We start from the raw sequence: 23,059 nt of genomic DNA, 5'->3' as shown, positions 1-23,059 counted from the left end.
CAATGCTCGAGACCAGGCAGCCCCCGACCCTCATCGATCTCCACGGGGTGTGCCGCTCGTTTCCGAAAGGCCGCGGCGAGGATTTGCTGGTGCTCGAAAAGGTCGATCTGACCATTCGCTCCGGCGAAATTGTCGGCCTGCTCGGCCGCTCGGGCTCGGGCAAGTCGACGCTGTTGCGCATCATTGCAGGCCTGGTCGCTCCCACCTCGGGCGACGCCAGATGCCGCGGTGAGGCCATTCTGGGTCCGCCAAACGGCGTCGCCATCGTGTTTCAGTCGTTTGCGCTATTCCCCTGGCTCACCGTGTTGCAGAACGTCGAACTCGGCCTTGAAGCGCTCGGAACCGATGCCGAGGTGCGGCGCAAGCGCGCGCTCGCCGCGATCGACCTGATCGGCCTGGACGGCTTCGAATCGGCCTATCCGAAGGAGCTGTCCGGCGGCATGCGCCAGCGCGTCGGCTTTGCGCGGGCGCTCGTCGTGCATCCCGACCTGCTTTTGATGGACGAGGCGTTTTCGGCGCTCGACGTGTTGACCGCCGAGACGCTGCGCACGGACCTGATCGATCTCTGGATTGATGGCCGGCTGCCGATCAAGTCGATCCTGATAGTGACACATAACATAGAGGAGGCGGTGCTCATGTGCGATCGCATCCTGGTCTTCTCGTCAAATCCCGGCCGGGTCGCCGCCGAGGTCAAAATTGATTTGCCGCATCCACGCAACCGGCTCGATCCAACGTTTCGGCAACTCGTTGATCAACTCTACGCACGCATGACGCAGCGCCCACAGGCCAGAGCCCCGGCCATCGAGGGGATTCCAGGCACAGGCATTGGCATGGCTCTCAACCATGTTTCATCGAACGTGCTTTCGGGTTTGATCGAGACACTCGCGGGGCCGCCCTATAGCGGCCATGCCGATCTGCCTGTGCTGGCTGGCAGCCTGCAACTAGACTAGAGGCGGACGAGATCCTTCACCTTGGCGAGTCGCTCCAGCTACTGCGGTTTGCCCAGTTGAGCGAAGGCGACCTCGTGCTGACCGAGGCCGGCAAACGCTTCGCGCATCTCGAAACAGATGCGCGCAAAAAATTTGTTTGCCGAGCATGTCCTCAACTACGTGCCGGTCGCGGCGCTGATCCGCCGCGTGCTCGACGAGCGACCATCGCACAGCGCTCCTGCCGCGCGCTTCCGCAACGAACTTGAGGACTACATGTCGGAAGAGGACGCTGACGAAACACTTCGAACGGCTGTGTCCTGGGGCCGCTATGCCGAGTTGTTCGCCTACGACGAACAATCGGAGACGTCCAGCCTCGAAAACCCAGGCTAAAGATGGCGGCGCGCAACCGGCGCGATCCACCCGCATCCGGTGTATGCCTTCCGAATCGCCGTTGCGCACAGCGTCCGAGTTTTCCGAGAAGTGCCGAACGGTCGCGCGGGCAATCGCCTGAAATGCCCTTCCCGCGGCCATCTCACTCGTGAGTGCCGTCTGCAAGATCGTACCCCGCTGGGCCTTTGATCGCAAATCGAGCTCGGCTTCCGTCGGCCACCTTCGAGATCGGGCGGTGCTGTTCTTGACCTCCGATTCATCTGGGCCGAACTGCGCACTGTTTTCCGATTTGACCGTGTGGATATGCTGCTTGCCCTTCCGCCGGACGCGAAGCTGAGGCCGTGACGCTTCAGCTTCTGCCCGCTGTCCGCTTAGAATACTCAGATAAATTGGAGCAACCGACTTGTGGAAACTTTTACGATTGGCAGCTATGACCGCTTCATGCGGGCCCTTCAACCGCATGCCTCGCTTTAACCCCGTCGCGTTCTCAGTGCGGCGGGGTTACTTTTTGGGGATGCTCGCAGTGGGAGACTAGACACTCTGGTTTGACGCTGTTCCCCATCTGCCTCTTCTCTGAAAACCGGCGTTCCCTGCCTCTGCTGTCAGACGAGGCAGCCTTACTGCTTTAGAAGGAGCCTTGCGAATTCGATCAGATATTGCAGCCACCAGCTTCGCTGCAACCTGACGATCTGCTCAAGCGTCTGTGCTGTCGGGACCGGCATGGAACCCATGTTGAGTTGATTCCGCTTTGGGCACCAGTCTGCGCAAAACTTATTCACAAACTGTAAACCATGAACTTGAGACACCGCCAAAATCAACTTCGGACACTGCTGCAATACGGATAACTACCACCGTAGGGGTCGCGATAGAGCATCCGCTTCTCGACCGAAGGAGCGAAATGCCGTGTCCGGCAAATAATCTATGCGCAGTTAGTGGAGCGCCTCGTTTCCTGCAAGTTCGTCACGCTTTGTTTTTGTCATGCCTAGCGTTGACATAATGGCTGTGGATGCGCCATGCTGGTGCGCCCGTAACGTGTCGATGAGCTGGTCAATATCCTGACTGGTATGCCCTGCATTTAGTTGAATGCGAAGGCGTGCTTTACGTAGGGGGACCGCCGGGAAGCGAACGGCATCGACGTGGATGCCCGATTCGCCAAGCGACAGTGCGAGGGCGTCCGCGGCATCCTCATCTCCGACCAGAATTGGGATAATCGGCGACTCTGTCGAGACGAGCGGATACGGCAGTTCAGACATCCTTGTAACGAAGTAACGCTGATTTTCCCACAAGCGGGCACGGCGTTCAGGTTCGTCCACGACCATGTCCACCGCTTCGCTGAGGGCGACCGCTTGATCCGGAGGCAATGCTGACGTGAATCCATACGCCGAGCAGGCTAGACGAATGATCTTGGCGATATGTGCCTCCGTGGCAATGAAGCCACCGATCCCGCCATAGGCTTTACTAAGCGTGCCCATGTAAATGATGCGTGCGCTCGTGATGCCGAAATGCTCGCAAATTCCACCGCCGTTTTCACCGAGAATTCCAGTCCCGTGAGCATCGTCTACATAAAGCGTCGCGTCGTAGAGCTCAGCGAGCTGCAGTAAGTCGGGTAGGGGGGCAATATCGCCATCTTGGCTGAAGACCCCATCAGTGACGATGATTTTGGTTGTCGCGGTCGATTTCTTGAGAAGCCCTTCAAGATGATTGAGATCAAGGTGACGATACGTCGCCCGCGCGGCTCCGGACATGCGGATGCCTTCGCGGATACTGACATGATTCAATTCATCGCTAAAATAAGCATAGGTATATTCCCTAGCGCTGGTAAATCCGTAAATGCGCGCGTATTTGGACGTCTGCGGGAGAGACGACAACACCCCCAAGTTGGCCATATATCCTGTCGCGAATAGTACAGCCGCGTCTTTCTTTTTGCAGACTGCGAGCTTGTGCTCAAGCTCACCGTAAACTGCAAGGTTTCCACTCAGCAGCCGTGACTCGCAGTTTCCCACGCCGTAGGTTTCCAAACCTCGACTCGCTGCGGCGGTAAAACGAGGACTTGTCGCGATTGACAAGTAATTGTTGGTGCTGAAGGAGACGTATTTTTTTCCATTGGCCTGAAAAGCCGGAGTGGGCAAGGATTCAACTGGATCGCCATCCCGGAGATTTTGGTGGAGTAGCCATTCGGCCATTTCGATAAATTCTTGCAAGCAGACCCCTTAGTTCTACTGGCCCGAAACCAGGGTTGTGATTTTCGATTGACCATACGGAGTTCCGCCGGCTCGCTCCACTCGAGTTCACGGTCTCGCGGCGGTTAAGTTTCCTTGCTCGCTTTCAGTGATTTCTGAACCACACTACAGATCAATACCTGCCAGAATTAGCCTAAATCTGATTACTCAATTGGGATAGCAGCGGCGCCCAATGAGCCTTGCGATTTCGCTGAGATCGCCGAAACGCCCGCAGCCGTCCTACAACATAACTCCACTTAGGAGTCGAGGTCTTTCTAGGCCGTGTACCCATAAACTTGGTGGCACGACGATGCCAGTGCGCTTTGCCCACAATACGACCGAGATTGTGCGGCCATGCAATATGTCGCGATGGGTCGACGCACAAAGTCGTAGCGCTCCATCCGCGGCGTAGGGGCAAGAGCCGAGAGATCGGTAGCCAGTTGGGACGTTAGTGGTAGCGGTTGGAGAGCAAGGGGTCGCCACAGACGACCACGTAACGAAGCCGATCGGCTTCGAGGTTCTCGATGCGATCATCAAGCGCGATTGGCTCAGGTTCCTCGTACTGAGGCATGGGTCCGCGAGGTGCAGCTTCGCGAGCTCCGCCACATCGGCGCAAATCCAGCAGTGGCATGCCACCGCCGCCGTGTTGTTGTGCATCGCCACAGGCGAACTCGCGCTGACTAGCTGAATTTGCGTTTAGGTGGCATTCAGCGGCAATTCAGATGCGTGACTAGATCGACTACCGGACGGGTATTGTCGGGGAGGATCTTGAATTCGGCACGAAGGTGTTGCTCCACAACATTGCAGGTTCTGCCCTCAAATTGTGAAATTGTCCTGCCGTTCGATCCTGATCGAAACAGCGGCCGATCGCAGCGCTTTGACGAATTGAACGCAATTGGGAATAGACAAATGCGCACAAGGGAGATCCGGGTGTTTGCGTTGCGCGATGTTGCCCGCGCAGTGATACTTGCCTTGCTGACAGTGCCGATCTCTTGCAACGCCGCGTCGGCCCAGGAGAAGACCGCGATCGATGTTGCGCGCGACCAGATGATCGCCGCCAAACGCGACAAGGTCTACTACACCAACAAGTTCGATCTCGAGGGGCTGCCGCACTACACGCCCGACAGCACCGTGTCGGGAACCATCCGCATGTGGGGCGCCAACTACTTCACCGACAGCCCGCTCGCCGAGTACTGGGCGAGCCAGTTCCGGCAGTGGCACCCGGACGTCAAGTTCGACTTCCACCTGAAGAGCAGTCAGCACGCGATCCAGTCGCTCATGTTCGGCGTGTCTGACGTGAGCCCGTTGGGCCGGCAGATTACCAATGCCGAGCGTCTCGCCTTCCAGCGCGAGTTCAACTACCAGCCCTTGGGCATCGTCGCCGTGACGGGCAGCTAGTCGTAATCCGGCGATCGGCGTCTATCTCAACAAGAGCAATCCGATCAGCAAGCTGTCGCTCGAACAGCTCGACGGTATCTTCGGGGCCGAACGCTCCGGCGGCTGGACAGAATTGCGATGGGACGAGTCCGTTGCCCGCGGACCCGAAAAGAACATCCGCACCTGGGGCGAACTGGGTCTCACCGGCGACTGGAAAGACAAGCCGATCCATATCCTCGGCTACACGCTCAAGTACAATTTTCCGGACGAATTTCACACGCGCGTATTCACGGGCGGCTTCAAGTGGAATGAAAAGCTGCGCGAGTACGCCAACAAGACCAATCCCGACGGCAGCCTCTATATAGCCGGCCAGCAGATGCTGGATGACCTCGGCCCAGCCGGAGCAGATGGTATCCGGCACGATCCGCAATTTCGGCTTCGGGTTCGGCGGACTGCTGCGGCTGTGGGAGGAGGGGTTCCGCCGCTATCAGCCGGCGGTGAATTTCGACGACAAGCTGCCGACGAGCGATGCCGCATTCCCGGCGCTGGTGACCGGAGTGACCGACCTTGCACCAGATGGCGGCGAACCGGCGCTCACGGAGATGCTGTCGTTCTTCGAGACCTTTGGTGATCACGCGACCGAGATCACGGTCGCATCCGGCACCTATGACGTGGAGGGCCGCTCGCCCGGCATCGTCATCCTCGTCCACCCGGACAATCCGATCTCCCGGCTCACTCTCGATCAGCTCGACAGCATTTTTGGCGCCGAGCGATCCGGCGCCCTGCAGGGCTTCAAGTGGAACGCCGAGCCGGGAAAGCTTCGAGAGCCGCAGCTATCCCCTCGTGCGCAGCCTGTACATCTATCTCAATCGCAAGCCCGGCGCGGCACTCGATCCCAAGCTCAGTGAGTTCCTGCGCTACGTGCTGAGCCGGGAGGGGCAGCAGGCGGTGGCGGAAAATGGCAACTACCTGCCATTGCCGGCGAGCGTCGTACGCGCGCAGCGGCTGAAGCTCGACTGAATAAGATGGAACCCGCAGCTTAGAGCTACCATGTCCGTGCGCCGACGCATCCTTGAGCTGCACCGCTGGTGCGGCGTGATCCTGGGGCCGCTGGTCATGCTGACGGCGGCAAGCGGCATCGGCCTGATCTTCCGTCCGCAGCTGGAGCCGTTAGTGCAACACGATCTGATGGTCGTTCCATCGTGTCTGGCGCGACTGTCGCTCGACGAGCTTGCCGAGAGAGCTCGGGCGCGTCATCCGACTGGCCGGGTCTCGCAGGCCTCGATCTGGTCCGCGGCCGACCGCTCGACCATGATCAGGTTCGACGACAACGCCTCGCTCTATCTCGATCCCTGTACGGGGCGCAGTTCTCGGCGAGCAGGACCGCTATGGCGGCACCTTCGGTACGCTCGAACAGCTCCACAAGTGGGCGTTTGCGCAAGGCGAGCGGCCCATCGACACCGTTCCCGGCACGTGTGCGCTGACGCTTGCCGTTATGCTGGTGGTCGGAGGCATCGTGGCGTTCTGGCCACGTCGCCGGGCGAGCTGGGCGCGAGCCCTGCGCCTCGATCGGCGGCTCGGCGGCCTTGCCTGGGTGCGCAACCTGCATCTGACCGCGGGCGTTTACACGAGCATTGTCGTGCTTGTCGTTGCGGCAACCGGCGTGTCGCGGGCTTTCGATTGGGCTGAAGCCGCAGTCCGCTGGGTCGGCGGCTCGCCGCAGCGTGAGCCGGTGCCGCTTGCGGCCGCGGCCGACGGCGTGCAACGCCTCACTATGGAGGCCGCGTGGCAGCAGGCGCGCGTGCTTGTGCCCGATCCGGTGATGACGGTCATCCGCTACTCCGCGAAGCCGCGCGCCCCGGTCGACATCTACATGATTGAGCCGGATGCGCCGCATGCGGAAGCACGCTCTTATCTCTATCGATGGCACGAGTGGAGCCGTCCTGAGCTTCCGGCGCTACGCGGCGGCGAGCCTTGGAGAGAAACTGGTGGCCTTCTTGGCCGCGCTGAATGCCGGTGAAATCGGCGGGATCTATGCCCAACTCGTTGAACTCGCGGCGATGCTGGGCGTCGTCTTGCTCGGTGCCAGCGGGCTTGCGAGTTTCCTTGGAAAACGGATCAGGCTGGTGCCGTTCCAACGGTGGCGGGAATCTCGAACGTGATCATCATCCAATATCCACGTGGCTCCTAAGTGTCAGCTAAGTCTGGGCGCTCAGACAGAGTAGACGCGCCGCGATTTGCCCGATCCGGGCGGGAGAAGGTCTCGCGCCACGATGCTCGAATCTGCGGAGAACGGCTTGACGCGCGCGCCGAGCCGCGTGGTGGCCAAAATATATGGTTCTTTCTCGCGGTTCCCGCGTTGGGATTCGCAACTACAGGCGTCGCCGTTGATTGGTAAATCTCACCGTCACGCCGCGTAAACGTATCGAGAGGCACAATGCGAAACGATCACGAAATCCTGAGCAAGGTCCCCGAGGTGACGCTCGGCTTCTGGGTGATCAAAATCCTTGCCACGACGCTCGGTGAAACGGGCGGCGACGCAGTGACGATGACCTGGCTGCACGCTGACGCAAATCCCGACAACGGCGGTTATCTAATCGGGACCGGCATATTTCTTGCCGTGTTCGTTGCGGCCGTGCTCGCTCAGATAGTGACGAAAAAGTTCAACGCCTGGATTTACTGGCTGGCGATCGTGGCCTCGACCACCGTCGGCACCGCCATGGCCGATTTCTTCGATCGCTCATTGGGCATCGGCTACACCGGAGGCTCCTCGATCCTGCTGGCGTGCGTGTTGGGCTCGCTCGCGATCTGGTACTTCACTCTCGGCTCGATCAACGTGCAGACCGTTGCCACCCCGAAGGTGGAAACCTTCTATTGGGTGACGATTACGTTTTCGCAGACCCTCGGCACGGCGCTCGGAGACTGGACGGCGGACAGCACCGGCTTGGGATATGACGGAGGCGCTCTCGTGTTCGGTGCGGGCCTCGCCTTGCTGGCGGGCTTGTATTACTGGACCGCGATCTCCCGCGTGTTCCTGTTCTGGGCGGCGTTCATATTGACTCGGCCGCTCGGCGCGACGGCGGGAGATTTTCTGGACAAGCCGATGAGCCATGGCGGCTTGGCCCTTAGCCGCCCTTTGGCGTCGGCAGTGATCCTCGCTCTCATCGTAGTGCTCATTTGGCTGTTGCCGCAACGGCCGGGGCGCCACCCCGGATCCAGCGCGGCAGCGCCGGCGCGGTGACTCTCAAGCGTATGCTTGTAACCCTGCCGAGCGCGTTCGGGGACTTGGCGCAGGCAAACGGATTGACGACTTATGATGAATTACTTTCGGTTCCGCCTGGGCTGGGCCGGTGCGGCTCTGGCAATGGTCGCCCTGGCGGAGCCGGCGCATGCCGGTCCGCCCTTCATCTCCGACGATCCCGAGCCGACGCCGTCCGGCCAGTTTGAAATCTATGCGTTCAACAACGGGACGAATACCCGTGACGGTACGGCAGGCGAGACCGGAATCGATTTCAACTACGGTGCGGCGCCGGACCTTCAACTCACGGCGACCTTGCCCGGCGGATTTGCCCAGCGTACCGGTGGCGGCGCCAGTTTCGGCCCCAGCAACGTCGAACTCGCGGCGAAATACCGGTTCCTGCATCAGGATACATTCGGTCTCGACGTCGCCTTCTTCCCACGTCTCTTCCTTCCCAGCGGTTCGAACATCACAGGCGACAACAGCGCTTCGCTGCTGCTCCCCGTGCGGGTGGAGAAGGATTGGAAGTCGGGATGGTCGGCTTTCAGAGGCGGCGGATGCGTGTTCAGTGCGATCCGCAGGGCGGATTTCTGTTTGACCGGTGCTGTTCTGACGTATCAGCTGACACCCGAACTGCAGATCGGCGCCGAGCTTTTCCATCGGACCGCCGACGCCCACGGTACCCCCGCCTCATCCAGTGTCGGCGCTGGTTGGCGCTATGACCTCAACAAGAATGTCCATCTGCTCGGCTATCTCGGGCGTGGAATCGAGAACGCGGACGAGACCAATCGTTACTCCTGGTACACTTCCGTCCTGTTCACGTTCTAAATCGCGCAGCAAACCCCGAGCGTTTGCGCGGGCATCGTCAACAAAAATCGGCTGTACCCCTCTGAATTTGATGTAAAGTAGCTCCTTGGGCCGTCCGCCGCCGGAGCCGCCGGCCCGGCCCGCGAGTGTGCCATGCGCCGACTCGGGATTTGCATCGCGGTTGCAGTTGTTGGAGCTGCTTGGCTCCATTGCGAACCGCTTCAAACGGCAGACTTCAAGCCGTCCTTCTATCGGACGAAGCCCGGCACTGTGATCTGTGAGACGCCATTCCAAATCCGAAAGGCAATCGTCGCCATGGCTCAGGACGACGGAGCCCGCATTCGTAGTCTTGCGTGTACCCGACCGGGGGCCGGCAGCAGAGTGCATGTCGTTTCCATGCCTCTCGCCGAATACGGACCGTGGCAAATTCAGTTGATCTCGGAGCGGGCGCCGGCCGCTCCAATGTGGGGCTATGCCGATCAATTCGAAGCGGAGACGGATTGATTGAGAACGGATTGCTGTCCCCTTTGCCACGCGATTTTCCGATCGAGTCCATCAGCACAACAATTCGCTGACTGTCATCCGGCGTCGCGGCGCGCAGAGCCTTGAGCGCGCGAATCGATCGCTTTGTCGACGGTGTGCCACTCCGCGGCGGCGCGCGGCTTCAGGCCGGCCGCCGCATCGCCCTAAGTCTGCGCTAAGTTTGGAGCACGATAACTGCTGGCTTTGCCTGCGCCTGCCGGGTAAGGAAGGGACGATGCGAGTTCTGCTGATCGAAGACGACAGGATGATCGGCGCGGCCATGCAGCAGGCGCTCAGAGATGCAGCCTATGCCGTTGATTGGGTTGCGGACGGTGAGACCGCGATCCGCGCGGCGGAGACCGAATCCTACGAGTTGGCCCTGCTCGACCTTGGGCTACCGAAGGCCGACGGCCGCGAGGTGCTTGGGCGATTGCGCGCGATGGGCCGGAGGCTCCCCGTCATTATCGTAACCGCGCGCGACGGCATCGACGACCGGATCGATGGCCTCGATCTCGGCGGGGACGACTATCTGGTGAAACCATTCGAGATCCGCGAGCTGCTGGCGCGGATGCGCGCCGTGCTCCGGCGGGAGGGGAGCGGCTCTCCGACGCTCTTGAGCAATGGCAAACTGAGCCTCGACCCGGCGACACGGGAAGCGTCGTTCCTCGGCACGAGCGCACCGCTCACGGCGCGCGAATTTGCCCTGCTGCAGGCCCTACTGACGCGGCCGGGCATGGTGCTGTCACGCGGCGAACTCGAACGGCAGATCTACGGCTGGAACGAAGAGGTCGAGAGCAACGCCATCGAATACCTCATCCACACCATCCGCAGGAAGCTTGGAGCTACGGCGATCCGCAACGTGCGCGGCGTCGGCTGGATGGTGGACCGCTCGTCATGATCAGGTCGCTGCGCGGACGGCTCTTCGTCGGGATGACCGCAATCATCCTCCTGACCGGTGCAACCGGGGGCGTGTTCGCCTACCGCTGGGCTTTCGGCGAGGCCATCGAAATGCAGGACTCGATTCTCATCCAGCTCGCGAGCCTGGCCCAGGCTGGCAGCTTCAAGGGCGGCCAGCCGCTTCAAGGGGTCGAGGAAGACACCGAGGTCTGGCTCATCGAGTTGGGAGAGACGTCGCGGGGCTCGTCAGACGACCGACAACTCTTCAGGCTGAGGGATGGTCTCCAACTGGCGACATGGAACAATCAGACAATCCGAGTGCTGCTACGAACGCGATCCGACGGCAGCCGGTTCGCCGTGGCGCAGCCGACCGCTGTTCGTGACGAAACTGCGCGCGACGTGGCGTTTCGCACACTGCTTCCGATAGCCGCGCTGATTCCCTGCCTGATGCTGGTCACGGCGCTCGTCATCGCGCACTCACTGCGCTCGATGGTTCGGCTCGCTGGAGAGCTCGACGCGAGACGCGCCGACGACATGACCGCGCTGCCGCGTTCGCACATGCCGAGCGAATTGCATCCATTCATAAACTCGATCAATCGGCTCTTGCGGCGAACAGGTCTCTTGATGGATCAGCAGCGGCGCTTCGTCGCCGATGCCGCCCATGAGCTGCGGACGCCGATTACCGCGCTCAGCCTGCAGGCGGAGAATCTCGACTCGGTCGAGCTTCCGAAGCCCGCGCGAGAGCGCGCTGCCGCGCTCAAGCAGGGCATGCACCGGACCAAGCATCTCCTCGAACAGTTGCTCGCGCTGGCGCGGCATGAAGCAGGCCAATCGGAGCCCCCCGAAATGCCTGTTGCAGCGTTGGATTGTGTGGCGAAGGACGTCGTGGCCGATCTGCTGCCCGAGGCGACTGAACGGAGTATCGACCTCGGCTTTGCGCTGGTCGATCCAGTCATGGTGCGCAGCGAGCCGGGCATGCTCGCAGCAATCATCCGCAATTTGCTCGAGAACGCGCTTCGTTTCACGCCTCCGGGTGGAACAATCGATATCGGAATCTATCGAGAAGGCGGCATGGCGATCCTGCAGGTTGAGGACGGCGGCCCCGGCATCGCATCGACCGACATGGATCAGATTTTCGAACCGTTCTTCCGCGGCTCGTGCCCGGAGGGGGAAGGGACGGGTCTTGGCTTGTCGATCGTGAAGCGGATTGTAGACAGCCTGAGTGGCAAAATTGCGCTGGAGAACATGGTGGGCATCGACCGGTCAGGACTGCGTGCCACGGTCCGGCTGCCGATTGCCCGCGATCCGGAATCATTGCCCGGGAAGGGGAGCGGAGAGAACCAAGCGCCGCAGCTGAGCGGCTGATTTCGGAGCTGTGCTCGTGCGACGGCCCATCGGGCGGTCCTCATTGCCGTGGCGGCGACGGATGTGCGGCGGCCGCTTTCATGAGCCAGTCCAATTTGATCTTCTGTCTGAACAAGACCCGCTGGTACGGACCATGATTATCATCGAAGCGCACGTAATACAGATACGGATGATCGGTGATCGTCGCAAAGCTTGGATCGCTCGCGCTGGGATCGATGAGCGAGAAATACATATAGGACCAGCTCCCCTCCGGCTCGCGGCGTAGCATCTGGTTGCGGGTGATGGCGAGCGCCGGCTTGCTCCAGTGGATGAAATCGGCCGAAGTGGAAAAATAAACGCCTTCAGGCCCAAAGCCACCTGAACCCTGGTTCCATAACGTCGCGACAAAGAGATGCGATGGTTCGTGATAATTGATCCCATTGGCAAAATCGAGGTACGGCACCGGTACGCAAACATGGGCCTGCGGATTCGTCACCGCGCTTTTGTACGGGTCGGCGAAGGTGATCGTAAAATCCTTACCGTCGAAGCCGCGCCATGAGCTCGGGTCCATGATGTCAGCGGTGCGAATGGGGCACGTGCCGTCCTGAACGAGGCAGGGCGTCTCGCCTTTGCCTTGGCCGCAGTTCGGCGGCCACGGCCAGGAGAACGCCGTCGCGTAATACCACGCGCCGACCTTTAGAATGTTGTTGTCGACGCTGTAACCTTCCGGTCCCTTGTTCGGCCGATATTTATAGGGAAGGCTGAGCAGGTAGTTGGACGGTGGTTTGGCCTCGCCAAAATGATAGCCGCCGTCGTTGGACAATAAAAAAGTGTCGGCGTTGTACCAGCAGGTGGCGGTGTCGGTCTTTGCCGCGCACATGCCGGCATGTTCCCAGCCATGATATTCCATGTGGCCGAGCGCCACGATCTGTTTGCCATCAGCCGTGTAGAACTGAGTGAGCCAGGTATAGTCGTCGAAATTCGCCGGGTTGCCATCGTGGCGCGATTTGTAGACCACCTGGCAATCGTGCTTCGCCGTATCGAGCGTCGGCCCGAGTCCGGGGCGCGTCACGGAATGTGACGCTATCAAATGGACTGTTCCCTTATAGTCGCGAAAGGCGCGCGCGGCGGCATCGGGAATATCGGTCAGCTCGCAAGAGTCCTTTCTGGTATCGAAGGCGGCCACGGCCGGGCCATCGAGAAATGCCGGGGTCGGCGGATCGGGCGGCCATTTCGGGCTCGGCAATTGAAACTTGCCCGATCCGGCCAGCGCGGCATTCTCCACATTGCCGACGGCTGCAATCCCATGCGCCCACATCTTCTTGTTTTGAGAGCTTCGCAGCAGCTGGTTGGGCAGCGCGATCTTGAACCGATGCTTCCCGCCGTCGGCATCGTGGCACTCGCGGTCCACCGCCGGCTCATTGGCAAGATCGGCGGTGCCCGGCGTCACGAAGATGCCCGGCGGTTTGCCGCCCGCCGCGCCCCCGGCATAGATGTGTACGGCGATCGACGCTCCGCTGCCTTGCTGGCACGCCCAGCCGAAGGCGTAATATTGGTCACCTTCGTAACGGACGTCGTCGATGACGCCAATCACGTGCCCTGCCTGTGGTGGCGGCGCCGCCGAAGCGTGATCCCACAGCGACGACGAAAGGCTTGTGAGTGCGATCACAAGCAGCTGCCATATGTGCGGAGGAGCGAAGGGGCGGGACATCGGACTCTCCGATCAAGGTGGTTTAGCCTGGGCCAAAGCTGTCGTTTCCAATCCGGCGGCCAGCAGAAGCAGTAACGTCGCGACTGCGCAACAGAGGCGCGACGTTCCCAGGCAAACATGAAGCTCAGATCCGATTGTGTCGAGCATGCTCACACTTGGACCATCTGTAGAAGGCTTGTTGTCCTAGCAAAAGACGGGGCAGTTGAACGTTCGGTGAATAAGGAAGCCAACATGGCGCGGCGCGCGACTCGCGGCGAGGCGCCTCGTAGATGAAGCCGCTTCTGACTTATCCTCGGTGTCGTCAGTCGGCCGGTGAGACGGCTGGGGTTCCTTGGCGCTGGCCTCTTCAACGTTACTGAACTGGGCCAAGGCCAGGCGGTCTGAAATCTTCGTGGCGGCCTGCTTGACGGGATCAGACGCAAGATGGCATACTGCAGAACCAGAACCGATTGTTCGGGTCGGCGGTTCGATTCTCTCCCCTGCCAAAACTACGATTTGCACGCCAAACTGCGATCCTGTTCGCTTTGAGGACGGATCGCAATCCGGTTGACGCCAACGATCGCCACCTCCGGATGATCGATGACGGGCGTCGTCGCGCGGCCACCCAACGCCCCGAGCGACGTGATCGCGATAGCACGACATCGCGGCGGCGTTCGCCGTAGAGCCCGACGATGGCGGGCCTTCCTCGAGAAGCGGCTCGAGTGATTTCCCCTTGGACCTCACAGCCATCCGGTTTGCGAACATCATCCGGCGGCTTGGTGCCGGGACAGGACAGCGTGCCGTTCTGCATCGGCAGAACGCGCGTCAAGCCATGCAAGGCTGCTACGATGCTGTGCCCTGCTGGATCATGCCGACTTGGCGCGTCTCGGAACAGCTTCCAGCAAAACTCGGAAGTTTCGATCTCGTCATCCTCGACGAAGCCTCGCAGTCCGATGCGCGGGAATTGCCGGCGCTCTTGCGCGGCAAGAAAGTTCTCGTCGTGGGCGATGACCGGCAGGTGAGCCCCAGCTCGGCATTCCTGTCGATCGCCAACATCGCGAGGCTACGCCACAATTTCCTCAGCGAATTTCCGTTCCGTGCGGAGGTCGAACCGGGCGCGTCGATCTACGATCTCGCGCGCGTCATGTTCCCCGCCAAGTTCGTCATGCTCAAAGAACACTTCCGTTGCGTCGAGCCGATCATTCGGTTCTCGATGCAGTTCTATAATGAAAACCTCATCCCGCTGCGGATTCCCAAGCCCCATGCGAGGCTCGATCCGCCGCTCATCGATTTGTACGTGGAGGACGGGGAGCGTCGCGGGAAATCGAAGGTCAATCCGGCCGAAGCCGAAGTCATCCTCGCCGAGATCGAGAAGATTGTCGAAGCAACGGCGCCTGCCACCGAGGGCCATCCGTCGCCCGCGCGCTCGATAGGGGTGATCTCGCTCATCGGCGCCGATCAGGCGCTTTTCATCCAGAAGCTCTTGATGGAGCGGATCGGCGAAGGAGCCATGGTCCGCCACCGCATTGTGTGTGGCGACGGCGCCACAATGCAAGGTGACGAGCGAGATATTGTCTTCATATCCATGGTTGCCGACCGTTCGCGCAAGCAGGCACAGACCTCCACGCAATACCAGCAGCGCTATAACGTCGCCCTGTCGCGCGCGCGCGACCGCATGATCCTCGTGCGTTCGGTTCGAGAAGAGGAGCTGAACCCAAACGACCTCAAGGCCAAGGTCATTGCGCATTTCCGCGACCCCATGCCAAAGGTCGGGAGCCCGACGGCCGAGCTGATCGATCTCTGCCAGTCAGAGTTTGAGAAGTCTGTGTTCCGCGCGCTTGTCGATCGCGGCTATCACGTCACGCCGCAGGTTGGCTCCGTTGGCTTCTCAATCGACATGGTCGTGGAAGCGAGGGCGGGCGAAGGCTTGCGATCGAATGTGACGGGGACCGATATCACGGCCCCGAGCGCTGGGCCGATGACATGCGCCGCCAGCGGATCCTTGAGCGGGTCGGTTGGATGTTCTGGCGTTGCTTTGGCTCGAACTTTAGCCTTGATCCTGAAGGCGTCATCGAGGACCTATTCGCTACCCTTGATCGCATGAAGATCAAGCCGCTTCAGCAGGCGGCTTCCGGCCGAGGCTACTCCGAACACCGGACGGTCCGGGCGGCTGACCTGCGCACGCCCGGAGGGGATGAAGTGCCGGGCGCGGACATCATCTCGGAGTTTATCGGTACGGAGCAAGGCACCGCGGCAGGCGATGAGCCCCAGTACCAGCTCCGGCACGGCGACCGCGTCATCATCCGGCACTTGGACAAGGAGCCTTCACGGCCCGAATTTTACACGATCAGCAGCACGGATAATGATCCGATCAATGGCTTTTTGCATGTGAAGACGACCTTGGCCGAGGCGCTCGCCAAAGCCGCGCCGGGCGATGAGTTTACTTACATCGATGCGGGCCAAGACCGTCCGGTCCTATTCGTCTCGCTTGAGACGGCGGCTGCGCAGGCTGCCTGACAGGGATCCCCTATAATCTTGCCTGACGCCAGAGAGAATGCCCTCAGGCGGCTTTTCGTGACTCGAACCCCCGACAATGGCATAGGGCGCCTTTCGAAAGATACTTTTAGCTTTGAAATGCACCTTATGGTTTGATAGATCCTGGCAACCCATTGATTTTGCAGTAAATGCGACCGCCCTCCGAGCGCACCATAAACCCACGTTTGGCGTTGATTTCTCTAAGCTTTTTTCCGAATGTTACACGGGAATGTTACCACTCCGTTCGCTGTCGGCGTTGCCATGCTGTTCGCCTCCGGCACTTCCATGAAATCATCCAGTGACTGGCTCTGATCGAACGCCACGATCTTCTCCATGCCGCTGATCCCGAGCTTCTCGCGGTTTGCCTGCGCGATGTAATGCGCCAGCATTTTGGGATCGGTCCAGCCGAACATCGCCATCATCTGGCTCTCGGTGCAGTCGGCGTAAGCGGCGACCTCAGCGCGTGCCTTGCGCACGCCATGGCAGCTCTTCTTCGGCTCGTTGGCGCCGGCGAGCACCGCGTACTTCTTGAATTTCATTGCCCGCGCCTTCTTGTTCATCGGTAACACGCGGCCTCTGAACTTCTTGCCGGTGAAGACCTCGGCGCCGCTGATGCCGGCCGCGCGCGCCGCCCGCAGGCTTTCCGCAAACTCGGGATGGACCGGAACCGTGACGGTGGTGTTGCCTCGGCTTTTTTCGGTTGCGATCTGCACGGCCATCTTCCGCACGATCTGGCGCAGATGCGGCGGCCCGAAGCGGTGCGCGTCGCCGAGCCGCAGAAAAGTGTAGTGGAGGATGTCGAACATCAGCCGGGCCTCAGTGCCGAGCGGCCATTTCGCCCGGTACATCGCCATATCGTCCTCATTCCACGGGACGAACCCGCCGCTCTCGCGTGAGGCCTTCGCCTTGCCGGAGCGAACGCCGATCGTCGGATCGTCGTCCTCTTGAGGTGGCCCTCGTCGATCATGCAGCGGATCATCCCGCGAAGCGCCGATAGAAGGTTGCCGGCCTGAGACGGTGTGCGCGCCTTCATTTCCGCTTTGATCACCTTGCGCGTCAGCACCGCGAACGGCTTCTCTCCATTCTCCACCATCAGGCTCTCGATCAATCCGGTGCGCTGCAGCCGTGTTGAGTCCGCCAGGCCCTCCTGGCCGACACTGAGATCTCCGAGCCAGTGATCGCTGTGCTTGTAGCCGTTCCAGTACCATCGCAGGCTGCCGGGTTGCGCCGGCGTTGTTGGCAGGGCAGGGCGCTCTTCGTTCCGCTGTTTTTGTGCATTGATGTAATCACCCTCGTTGCCGTAGAGCGCGATCTGCGCGGCGATTGCCCCCGCAACCTCGGTGTCAAAATCTGCCGTGCCGAACTCGGCCTTGATCCGGATCTTCGGCAGCTTGTTGCGCAATTGCACGTAGTAGCGCAACTGACCGCGCTGGCTGATGTCGACGTAAAGATAGCGGCGCTCGGGCTGGTCCGGCTTCACCGTGCCTCTGACGCGACGCATGCGCAGCACCCCTCCGAGCGTCGCAAGGGCGGCCTCATAGGCCGCGTCGAACGCTGGCGTTCCGTAGTCCCCACTGATCCCGATCCTGCGGCCCTTGCGGCTGACCTTCACGTACCAGCGCAGTGAGCCGGACTCGGAGTAATTGAAATAGAGATACATTCGCCGATCCTCGGGCGCGCGAGGATTGCGTTTGTCTGACTCAAGCATTGGCGTTCTCCGCGGACCAATGCTTGGAGTCTAGCGATGCGGTGACTCCGCATCAATTGTATAAGGTGCGTTTCACCCGCTTTCGGTGCGTTTCAGGAAACGCTGTAACGCTTCGGACGGCGTCCATTCCTTGTCGTGGCCGCTTGTGGGCTTGATTGGCGCTGCGCCTGGCGCCAAGGCGATCCGAATGACGCCTTCTCCATCGATAGTGACTTCGCCCGCGCCGGTTTCTTTGGCGGCGCGGATCGCGCGGGCAATGTCTGCTTGTGTGACCTTGGCGGGACGCCGCGGCATGCGGAGCTCCATAGCCCTGTGAATTCACCCGGTCCGCTGGTCGTAGCCGGCGGCAGCTCCGGTGGAGCTGCAACCTCAGGTATGCAAAACGGAGAAAGCCGCGGACGCAAGAGTGGCGAGCTCTCCATCGGACATCCGGCTAGCTTGGCGTGGAAATCGGATGGGCAATTCAGATATCGGGGCAGCTCGAATGACCCATCAACTTGGATCGCTGCTGGTCCTCATTTCTGTACAATCCCAGGGCCTTGTGCGGATTATCTCAGATCCACTGTCCGAACCTTCACCACAAAATCTTATAGCATCGCCAATAGCACGAAAGCATTGATCGACGAGGCCGCCACCAGTGCGACCACCACATAAATCCGGCTGTCCGGGATGATTAGGCTCTTGGACATGACGCCAGGATGGAGCGATTCCAAGCGCAGAGTCTTCGGCTAAATTCGATGCCCGAATTTCGAAACTTAACTTTCCGTTTACGGCTCAGCAAGCGACTAGCGAGCGCTGCCTTGTCAGGGCGATGTTGATCGCGCGTACTGCACTATGGGTTCGTATCCCACTCGCTCCGCCAGCCAACATGAGTCTCCGCAAATCCTGGGCGCAAGACCCCTGCAAATCCGGCTGTTTTGCCAGGGTTTTTGCGCGGGAGAATACCACCGGGCAGGCCAGGCAAGCCCCGATTGGCCTTGGAGAACGGATTTTTCTCCGGACCTCTATACCAGCTCTAGTTGGTATCGTGCCCGAATCCACGAGACACGTTGGGTTGTCAGCCAAGTCATTTCGAATCCCTCACCCTCATCCAAAAGCATCCTGAGGGTAACGACCCTGGAATCGTCGAGCGCCTAGATCTGGGGTCGTTGATGCGGGTGACGTTGGCTACCAGGCCGGAGGTCGACGCTGTTGAGCTTGGCGGTGAATTCGTAAATCATGGGCGCGCGTTTACCGCCGCGATCGGTGCCGGCGAATAACCACGCCTTGCCGGCCGAGTGCGATCTCGCTGCTCGCACCCGCGGCGTTATTGGTCAGGCGATGCGGCTCCGGCGAGGAAACGAGGCGCACTGCCTGATACGACCACGCGGACGGCGAAGACCGTTCGAAGAAAGCCACATCAAATCTTCCGAGGCGGGCCGATTTGCGGGTGAGCGGAATCGAACCCCGCCGGACCACAGGTCAAAAACAGGTCCCGCTCGCCCTCCCTGCCGCGGTGGATAGCCATTACTGGAGAGAATGCTAAAATCACAAAGGATCAAACCGCGGGATGGACCGGGATGTCCCAGCCAACGTCGGTTCCCGAATGGTTGATGGCGGTCGGCCTTGCCGAATACGCGGCGTGCTTCGCCCGGAACGACATCGACATGTCGATGCTGCCTCATCTGACGGACCTGGATCTGAAGGAGATCGGGATCATCTCGCTCGGTCACCGCCGCAGGCTACTGACGGGCATCGCCGAGCTTCGGCCCGCCGACGCGCGTCCCGGTCCCAAACCACAGACCGAGGCCGAGCGCCGTCATCTGTCAATCATGTTCTGCGACCTCGTCGCGTCGACTGCGCTGTCGACCAGGCTCGACGTCGAAGATCTGCGCGTCGCCGTTGGGTCCTATCACCGGTGCTGCGCGGAAGCGATCGAGCGCGAGGGAGGCTTCGTCGCCAAGTACATGGGCGACGGCGTATTGGCCTATTTCGGCTATCCGCAGGCGAGCGAGCACGACGCCGAACGCGCGGTGCGCGCGGGCCTAGCTCTCGCCGAGGCCGTGCCCCTCCTGGACACCCCCGCTGGTTCGCCGCTGGGCGTCCGGGTTGGCATCGCCACCGGCCTCGTGGTCGTCGGCGACCTGCTCGGAACCGGCGCGGCGCAGGAGCAGGCAGTCGTCGGAGAAACCCCCAACCTCGCAGCCAGGCTGCAGGCGCTGGCCGCACCCGGAGCCGTGGTCATCGCATCCGGCACCCGCGACCTGACGGGCGGACTGTTCGAATACCGCGACCTCGGCATGGTCCCGCTCAAGGGCTTCGACCGCAACGTGCGGGCCTGGCAGGTGCTTGGGAGCGACGCTGCCGAAAGCCGCTTCGAGGCGCTACGCGCCGCTGGCGCGCCGCTCGTCGGCCGCGACGACGAGACCTCGCTGCTCCTGCGCCGGTGGGAGCAGGCGAAGGCGGGAAAGGGACGCGTCGTGCTGCTGTCGGGAGAGGCGGGGGTGGGTAAGTCCCGCCTGACGCAAGTCCTTCTGGAGCTCTCCGCCCCGGAGCGGCATGCGCGCCTGCGCTATTTCTGCTCCCCGCATCATCAGGACAGCGCGCTGCACCCGCTGATCGGGCAGTTGAACCACGCCGCGGGCATCCGCCGCGCTGACGCTGACGCCGTGCGCCTCGCCAAGTTGGAAGCCGTGATCGCGCAGGCGACCGACAGCCCGCGCGAAGTCCTGCCGCTGCTGGCCGATCTCCTCGGCATCGCGCCCGGAGACCGCCACCCGGCCATCGACCTGCCGCCGCCGGTGCGCAAGGCGAGGACGCTCGAAGCACCGCTGACGCTGATTGAGGGCCTGGCCGCGCGATGTCCCGTGCTGATGATATTCGAGGACGTGCACTGGAGCGATCCGACCACGCGCGCCCTGCTCGACCTCCTCGTCGATCGGCTGGACGCGTTGCGTGTCCTGCTCGTCTTAACGTTCCGCCCCGAATTCGCCCCACCGTGGCGCGACCGTCCCCAGGTAGATCTGCTCGGCCTCGGCAGGCTGCCGTCCGAGCAATGCACGGCCATTATCTCCCATCTCACGGGCGGCCGGGTCCTGCCCAGGGAGATTGCCAGCCAGATTCTGGACCGCGCCGACGGCGTTCCCCTGTTCGTCGAGGAGCTGACCAAGACCGTCCTCGAGAGCGGCCTGGTCAGGAAGGCCGGCAGCAACGCGTATCTCGCGACCGCCCTAGTCGGACGGACGGCGATCCCGGAGACGCTGCTCGACTCGCTGCTCGGCCGCCTTGACCGAATGCCGGAAACGCGCGACCTCGCCCAGCTCGGCGCGGCGATCGGCCGCCAATTCTCCTACGAGCTGATCGCCGCGGTCGCGGAGCTTCCGCCGCCGCTGCTGGCGCGCTCTCTGGAACGGCTCGAGAGCGCCGAACTAATCTTCCGGCGCGGCGCCCCGCCCGACGCCGAATACACGTTTAAGCACGCGCTGGTACAGGACGCCGCCTACGGCACCATGCTGCGCGAGAAGCGGCAGCGGTTGCATGCGCGCATCGCCGCGACGCTCGAATCTGACTTCCCGGAGATCCCGGTGCGCCAGCCGGAGACGCTCGCCCATCACTGCGCCGAGGCGGGCCAGACCGAGAAGGCGGCGGACCTCTACATCGCGGCGTCCGCCCGCGCCACCGCGGCCTCCAACAACATCGAGGCGACCGCGCACCTCAAGCGGGCGATGGCGCTGGTCAAGACGCTTCCGCCACGCGCCCCGCGCACGGTGGAGCTGCGCAACCGGATCATGTTGAGCGGATGGTGGTGGTGGTCCGCCTGACGGTCCGACAAACGCCGTCCAAACAAGGGAGGAACGAAGATGATCGGAAGTTTCGACGGAAGAACCGCCTTCGTGACCGGCGCAGCCAGCGGCATCGGCCTCGCTTTAACCCGCGCCCTTGCCGCGGAGGGGGCGAAGGTGATGCTCGCGGACATCGAGCAGGGCGCGCTCAACGCTGCCTTGCGCGACCTGAAGGATTCCGGCGCCGACGCGCGGGCGGTTGCCTGCGACGTCTCGGACCGCACCTCGGTCATCCACGCCGCCGAGGAGACATTCGCGGCCTTCGGCAAGGTCCACGTCGTCTGTAACAATGCTGGCGTTGGGATCGGCGGCCCCGTCGAGGCCATCGCGGAAGCGGACTGGGATTGGCTGATCGGCGTTAATTTCATGGGCGCGGTCCACGGCATCCAAGCGTTCCTGCCGCACATCAAGGCGCACGGCGAGGGCGGCCACGTCGTCAACACAGCGTCCATGGCCGGCTTGGCGGGGCCGGCCGGAATAGCGCCTTACAACGCCACCAAGGCCGCCGTGATCTCGCTTACGGAAACCCTCGCCGCCGAGCTCGCCGGCACCGACATTGGGGTCAGCGTGCTTTGCACCGCCTTCGTGCGCACCCGCATCGCGACCAGCGCCAGAAACCGGCCGTCCCGTTTCGGCGAAGCCGACGACGCGCCCGCCAACCCGCAGATGGCCGCCCTCGTCGAGGCCGGACTGGATCCCGCCTTCGTGGCCGACCGCGTGCTCGCCGGTATCAGGAGCAACGATCTCTACATCCTAACGCATCCGGAAGTGCGCGACGTCGTTGCCGGCCGGTTCGATCAGATCATGGCCGCCTTCGATAGGGCGTCGCTCCACGAGCCTGCGACTCGTCCGGAAGTGGCCGCCGCGCTGCGCGCTTAGTCGGGCCTGACTCGGCCGCGCGGGGGGGGCCACTCAGCGGTATCAAGTGCAAAGTCCAGCGGCATTCACGAGAGCGAAAGTTACGGTGCTTCACGAATCGAGTTAGCAGGTACGTTCACCAAACATCCTGGCACACGTCCGGCTGCTTCGCAGAGGTTTGCACTCCAGAGAGATTCGGATCGGCCAAATAGCCCTAAGAAAGGCGCGAAGAATGGATTGTTCTTGAAAACCTTTGTACTTCTCGTGCGTATGGTCGGCGATTTCGTTAAGGTCGCGCTGGCCGTTTTGAATCCTGCGAGCCGCTCGTGCGAATGGCCTACTCATCGTCCTCGGTTCTCCGAGCATGACGACGGATAGCATTCGAACAGGTGGTCGCTTTTCAATTTAGGAGCCGACCTAGTCTAGCTTCTATCGCGATGGCAGGCCGTCGCAACTCAACTGTTCGCGGAGTGACCGAATTACGGACAGTCCGCAAGGACGACTTTGGTACGGCTGCCGTTCGAAAACGGGTCCCCTTTCTTGAGGTGGGCCCCTTGGCCAAAAAAGGCTGGTGGTTTCAAAAAAATGGCTTAAAGGCTGCTGCCGCCGCTGAACTGACTGAAGCGGCGTCTCCGCCCCAGCGGTCTTATGCGCGAACCACGCGGGTCGAGTGGGCTCCCTTCCGCTGCCCCTAATCTGAGAGCGCTTGTGGAATGCGCGCTAG

The 23,059-nt window shown here is 61.6% G+C and carries 16 protein-coding genes and 5 pseudogenes; 15 read left to right on the top strand and 6 right to left on the bottom strand.

The genetic code is table 11. From position 1 onward, the window contains the following. The first annotated feature begins 2 nt into the window (after positions 1 to 2). Positions 3 to 1,319 (top strand): annotated as a pseudogene (locus JOZ76_RS11475) (ABC transporter ATP-binding protein). Between the two features lie 929 nt (positions 1,320 to 2,248). Here JOZ76_RS11475 and JOZ76_RS11470 read toward each other — a convergent pair. Then, positions 2,249 to 3,520 (bottom strand): aminotransferase class I/II-fold pyridoxal phosphate-dependent enzyme, encoded by a 1,272-nt coding sequence (locus tag JOZ76_RS11470; protein ID WP_291698745.1) that lies wholly within the window; start codon positions 3,518 to 3,520, stop codon positions 2,249 to 2,251. Positions 3,521 to 4,447: 927 nt separating this feature from the next. Between JOZ76_RS11470 and JOZ76_RS11465 the strand changes: the two genes are divergently transcribed. From JOZ76_RS11465 to JOZ76_RS11430, 9 genes and pseudogenes are all read left to right on the top strand, one after another. Further along, complete coding sequence (locus JOZ76_RS11465) at positions 4,448 to 4,936, top strand: hypothetical protein (protein WP_291698744.1); 489 nt, start codon at positions 4,448 to 4,450, stop codon at positions 4,934 to 4,936. A 362-nt stretch (positions 4,937 to 5,298) separates the two neighbouring features. Further along, positions 5,299 to 5,823: a hypothetical protein gene (locus JOZ76_RS11460; protein WP_291698743.1), complete on the top strand. Its 525-nt coding sequence runs from the start codon at positions 5,299 to 5,301 to the stop codon at positions 5,821 to 5,823. Between the two features lie 142 nt (positions 5,824 to 5,965). Beyond that, positions 5,966 to 6,277 (top strand): annotated as a pseudogene (locus JOZ76_RS38205) (PepSY domain-containing protein); the annotation flags it as partial. Beyond that, on the top strand, positions 6,258 to 6,935 hold the full coding sequence (locus JOZ76_RS11455) for a PepSY-associated TM helix domain-containing protein (RefSeq protein ID WP_366938562.1): 678 nt from the start codon (positions 6,258 to 6,260) through the stop codon (positions 6,933 to 6,935). The pseudogene JOZ76_RS38205 and the gene JOZ76_RS11455, both read left to right, overlap by 20 nt. Continuing rightward, positions 6,913 to 7,077 carry a hypothetical protein gene (locus JOZ76_RS11450; protein WP_291698742.1) on the top strand — a complete coding sequence of 55 codons (165 nt, stop codon included), beginning with the start codon at positions 6,913 to 6,915 and terminating at the stop codon, positions 7,075 to 7,077. Before JOZ76_RS11455 ends, JOZ76_RS11450 begins: the two co-directional genes overlap by 23 nt. A gap of 275 nt (positions 7,078 to 7,352) precedes the next feature. Continuing rightward, positions 7,353 to 8,156, top strand: a complete 804-nt coding sequence (locus JOZ76_RS11445) for a COG4705 family protein (protein WP_291698741.1) — start codon at positions 7,353 to 7,355, stop codon at positions 8,154 to 8,156. A 123-nt stretch (positions 8,157 to 8,279) separates the two neighbouring features. After that, positions 8,280 to 8,981: a transporter gene (locus JOZ76_RS11440; protein WP_291698740.1), complete on the top strand. Its 702-nt coding sequence runs from the start codon at positions 8,280 to 8,282 to the stop codon at positions 8,979 to 8,981. Positions 8,982 to 9,717: 736 nt separating this feature from the next. Next, complete coding sequence (locus JOZ76_RS11435) at positions 9,718 to 10,380, top strand: response regulator transcription factor (RefSeq protein ID WP_291698739.1); 663 nt, start codon at positions 9,718 to 9,720, stop codon at positions 10,378 to 10,380. Beyond that, positions 10,377 to 11,744, top strand: coding sequence for a sensor histidine kinase (locus tag JOZ76_RS11430; RefSeq protein ID WP_291698738.1), 1,368 nt, complete (start codon positions 10,377 to 10,379; stop codon positions 11,742 to 11,744). The genes JOZ76_RS11435 and JOZ76_RS11430 overlap by 4 nt, the downstream gene beginning before the upstream one ends. Before the next feature lie 40 nt (positions 11,745 to 11,784). Here JOZ76_RS11430 and JOZ76_RS11425 read toward each other — a convergent pair whose 3' ends face one another. Both JOZ76_RS11425 and JOZ76_RS11420 read right to left on the bottom strand, forming a co-directional pair. Further along, complete coding sequence (locus tag JOZ76_RS11425; protein WP_291698737.1) at positions 11,785 to 13,434, bottom strand: hypothetical protein; 1,650 nt, start codon at positions 13,432 to 13,434, stop codon at positions 11,785 to 11,787. Positions 13,435 to 13,922: 488 nt separating this feature from the next. After that, positions 13,923 to 14,129: pseudogene (locus JOZ76_RS11420) on the bottom strand (2-oxo acid dehydrogenase subunit E2); the annotation flags it as partial. Between the two features lie 116 nt (positions 14,130 to 14,245). Here JOZ76_RS11420 and JOZ76_RS38200 point away from each other — a divergent pair. The 3 genes and pseudogenes from JOZ76_RS38200 to JOZ76_RS11405 form a co-directional block, all read left to right on the top strand. Then, positions 14,246 to 15,040, top strand: a pseudogene (locus JOZ76_RS38200) (DEAD/DEAH box helicase); the annotation flags it as partial. Positions 15,041 to 15,345: 305 nt separating this feature from the next. Further along, positions 15,346 to 15,447: pseudogene (locus JOZ76_RS11410) on the top strand (hypothetical protein); the annotation flags it as partial. A 66-nt stretch (positions 15,448 to 15,513) separates the two neighbouring features. Next, the gene (locus JOZ76_RS11405; RefSeq protein WP_291698736.1) at positions 15,514 to 15,930 is read left to right on the top strand and encodes a hypothetical protein; all 417 of its coding nucleotides are present in this window, start codon (positions 15,514 to 15,516) and stop codon (positions 15,928 to 15,930) included. Between the two features lie 218 nt (positions 15,931 to 16,148). Here JOZ76_RS11405 and JOZ76_RS11400 read toward each other — a convergent pair whose 3' ends face one another. The 3 genes from JOZ76_RS11400 to JOZ76_RS11390 form a co-directional block, all read right to left on the bottom strand. Continuing rightward, positions 16,149 to 16,796, bottom strand: a complete 648-nt coding sequence (locus JOZ76_RS11400; RefSeq protein WP_291698735.1) for a tyrosine-type recombinase/integrase — start codon at positions 16,794 to 16,796, stop codon at positions 16,149 to 16,151. Next, positions 16,754 to 17,656, bottom strand: coding sequence for a hypothetical protein (locus tag JOZ76_RS11395; protein WP_291698734.1), 903 nt, complete (start codon positions 17,654 to 17,656; stop codon positions 16,754 to 16,756). The genes JOZ76_RS11400 and JOZ76_RS11395 overlap by 43 nt, the downstream gene beginning before the upstream one ends. Before the next feature lie 72 nt (positions 17,657 to 17,728). After that, on the bottom strand, positions 17,729 to 17,950 hold the full coding sequence (locus JOZ76_RS11390; protein WP_291698733.1) for a hypothetical protein: 222 nt from the start codon (positions 17,948 to 17,950) through the stop codon (positions 17,729 to 17,731). A gap of 1,265 nt (positions 17,951 to 19,215) precedes the next feature. Here JOZ76_RS11390 and JOZ76_RS11380 point away from each other — a divergent pair. Next, entirely contained in the window at positions 19,216 to 21,456 is a 2,241-nt protein-coding gene (locus JOZ76_RS11380; protein ID WP_291698732.1) for an adenylate/guanylate cyclase domain-containing protein, read from the top strand. Between the two features lie 39 nt (positions 21,457 to 21,495). After that, positions 21,496 to 22,356 (top strand): SDR family NAD(P)-dependent oxidoreductase, encoded by an 861-nt coding sequence (locus JOZ76_RS11375; protein WP_291698731.1) that lies wholly within the window; start codon positions 21,496 to 21,498, stop codon positions 22,354 to 22,356. The last annotated feature ends 703 nt before the right edge of the window (positions 22,357 to 23,059 follow it).

The organism is Bradyrhizobium sp. (assembly GCF_019244115.1).
Taxonomy (GTDB): Bacteria; Pseudomonadota; Alphaproteobacteria; order Rhizobiales; family Xanthobacteraceae; genus Bradyrhizobium.
This window is presented reverse-complemented; position numbering and strand designations above follow the sequence as displayed.

Excerpts from the sequence above, each read along its gene's own strand:
- JOZ76_RS11465 (WP_291698744.1), top strand. The coding sequence starts at position 4,448 with ATGCGCACAAGGGAGATCCGGGTGTTTGCGTTGCGCGATGTTGCCCGC.
- JOZ76_RS11460 (WP_291698743.1), top strand. The coding sequence starts at position 5,299 with ATGACCTCGGCCCAGCCGGAGCAGATGGTATCCGGCACGATCCGCAAT.
- JOZ76_RS11445 (WP_291698741.1), top strand. The coding sequence starts at position 7,353 with ATGCGAAACGATCACGAAATCCTGAGCAAGGTCCCCGAGGTGACGCTC.
- JOZ76_RS11440 (WP_291698740.1), top strand. The coding sequence starts at position 8,280 with ATGGTCGCCCTGGCGGAGCCGGCGCATGCCGGTCCGCCCTTCATCTCC.
- JOZ76_RS11435 (WP_291698739.1), top strand. The coding sequence starts at position 9,718 with ATGCGAGTTCTGCTGATCGAAGACGACAGGATGATCGGCGCGGCCATG.
- JOZ76_RS11430 (WP_291698738.1), top strand. The coding sequence starts at position 10,377 with ATGATCAGGTCGCTGCGCGGACGGCTCTTCGTCGGGATGACCGCAATC.
- JOZ76_RS11425 (WP_291698737.1), bottom strand. The coding sequence starts at position 13,434 with ATGTCCCGCCCCTTCGCTCCTCCGCACATATGGCAGCTGCTTGTGATC.
- JOZ76_RS11405 (WP_291698736.1), top strand. The coding sequence starts at position 15,514 with ATGAAGATCAAGCCGCTTCAGCAGGCGGCTTCCGGCCGAGGCTACTCC.
- JOZ76_RS11400 (WP_291698735.1), bottom strand. The coding sequence starts at position 16,796 with ATGTACCGGGCGAAATGGCCGCTCGGCACTGAGGCCCGGCTGATGTTC.
- JOZ76_RS11395 (WP_291698734.1), bottom strand. The coding sequence starts at position 17,656 with ATGCTTGAGTCAGACAAACGCAATCCTCGCGCGCCCGAGGATCGGCGA.
- JOZ76_RS11390 (WP_291698733.1), bottom strand. The coding sequence starts at position 17,950 with ATGCCGCGGCGTCCCGCCAAGGTCACACAAGCAGACATTGCCCGCGCG.
- JOZ76_RS11380 (WP_291698732.1), top strand. The coding sequence starts at position 19,216 with ATGTCCCAGCCAACGTCGGTTCCCGAATGGTTGATGGCGGTCGGCCTT.
- JOZ76_RS11375 (WP_291698731.1), top strand. The coding sequence starts at position 21,496 with ATGATCGGAAGTTTCGACGGAAGAACCGCCTTCGTGACCGGCGCAGCC.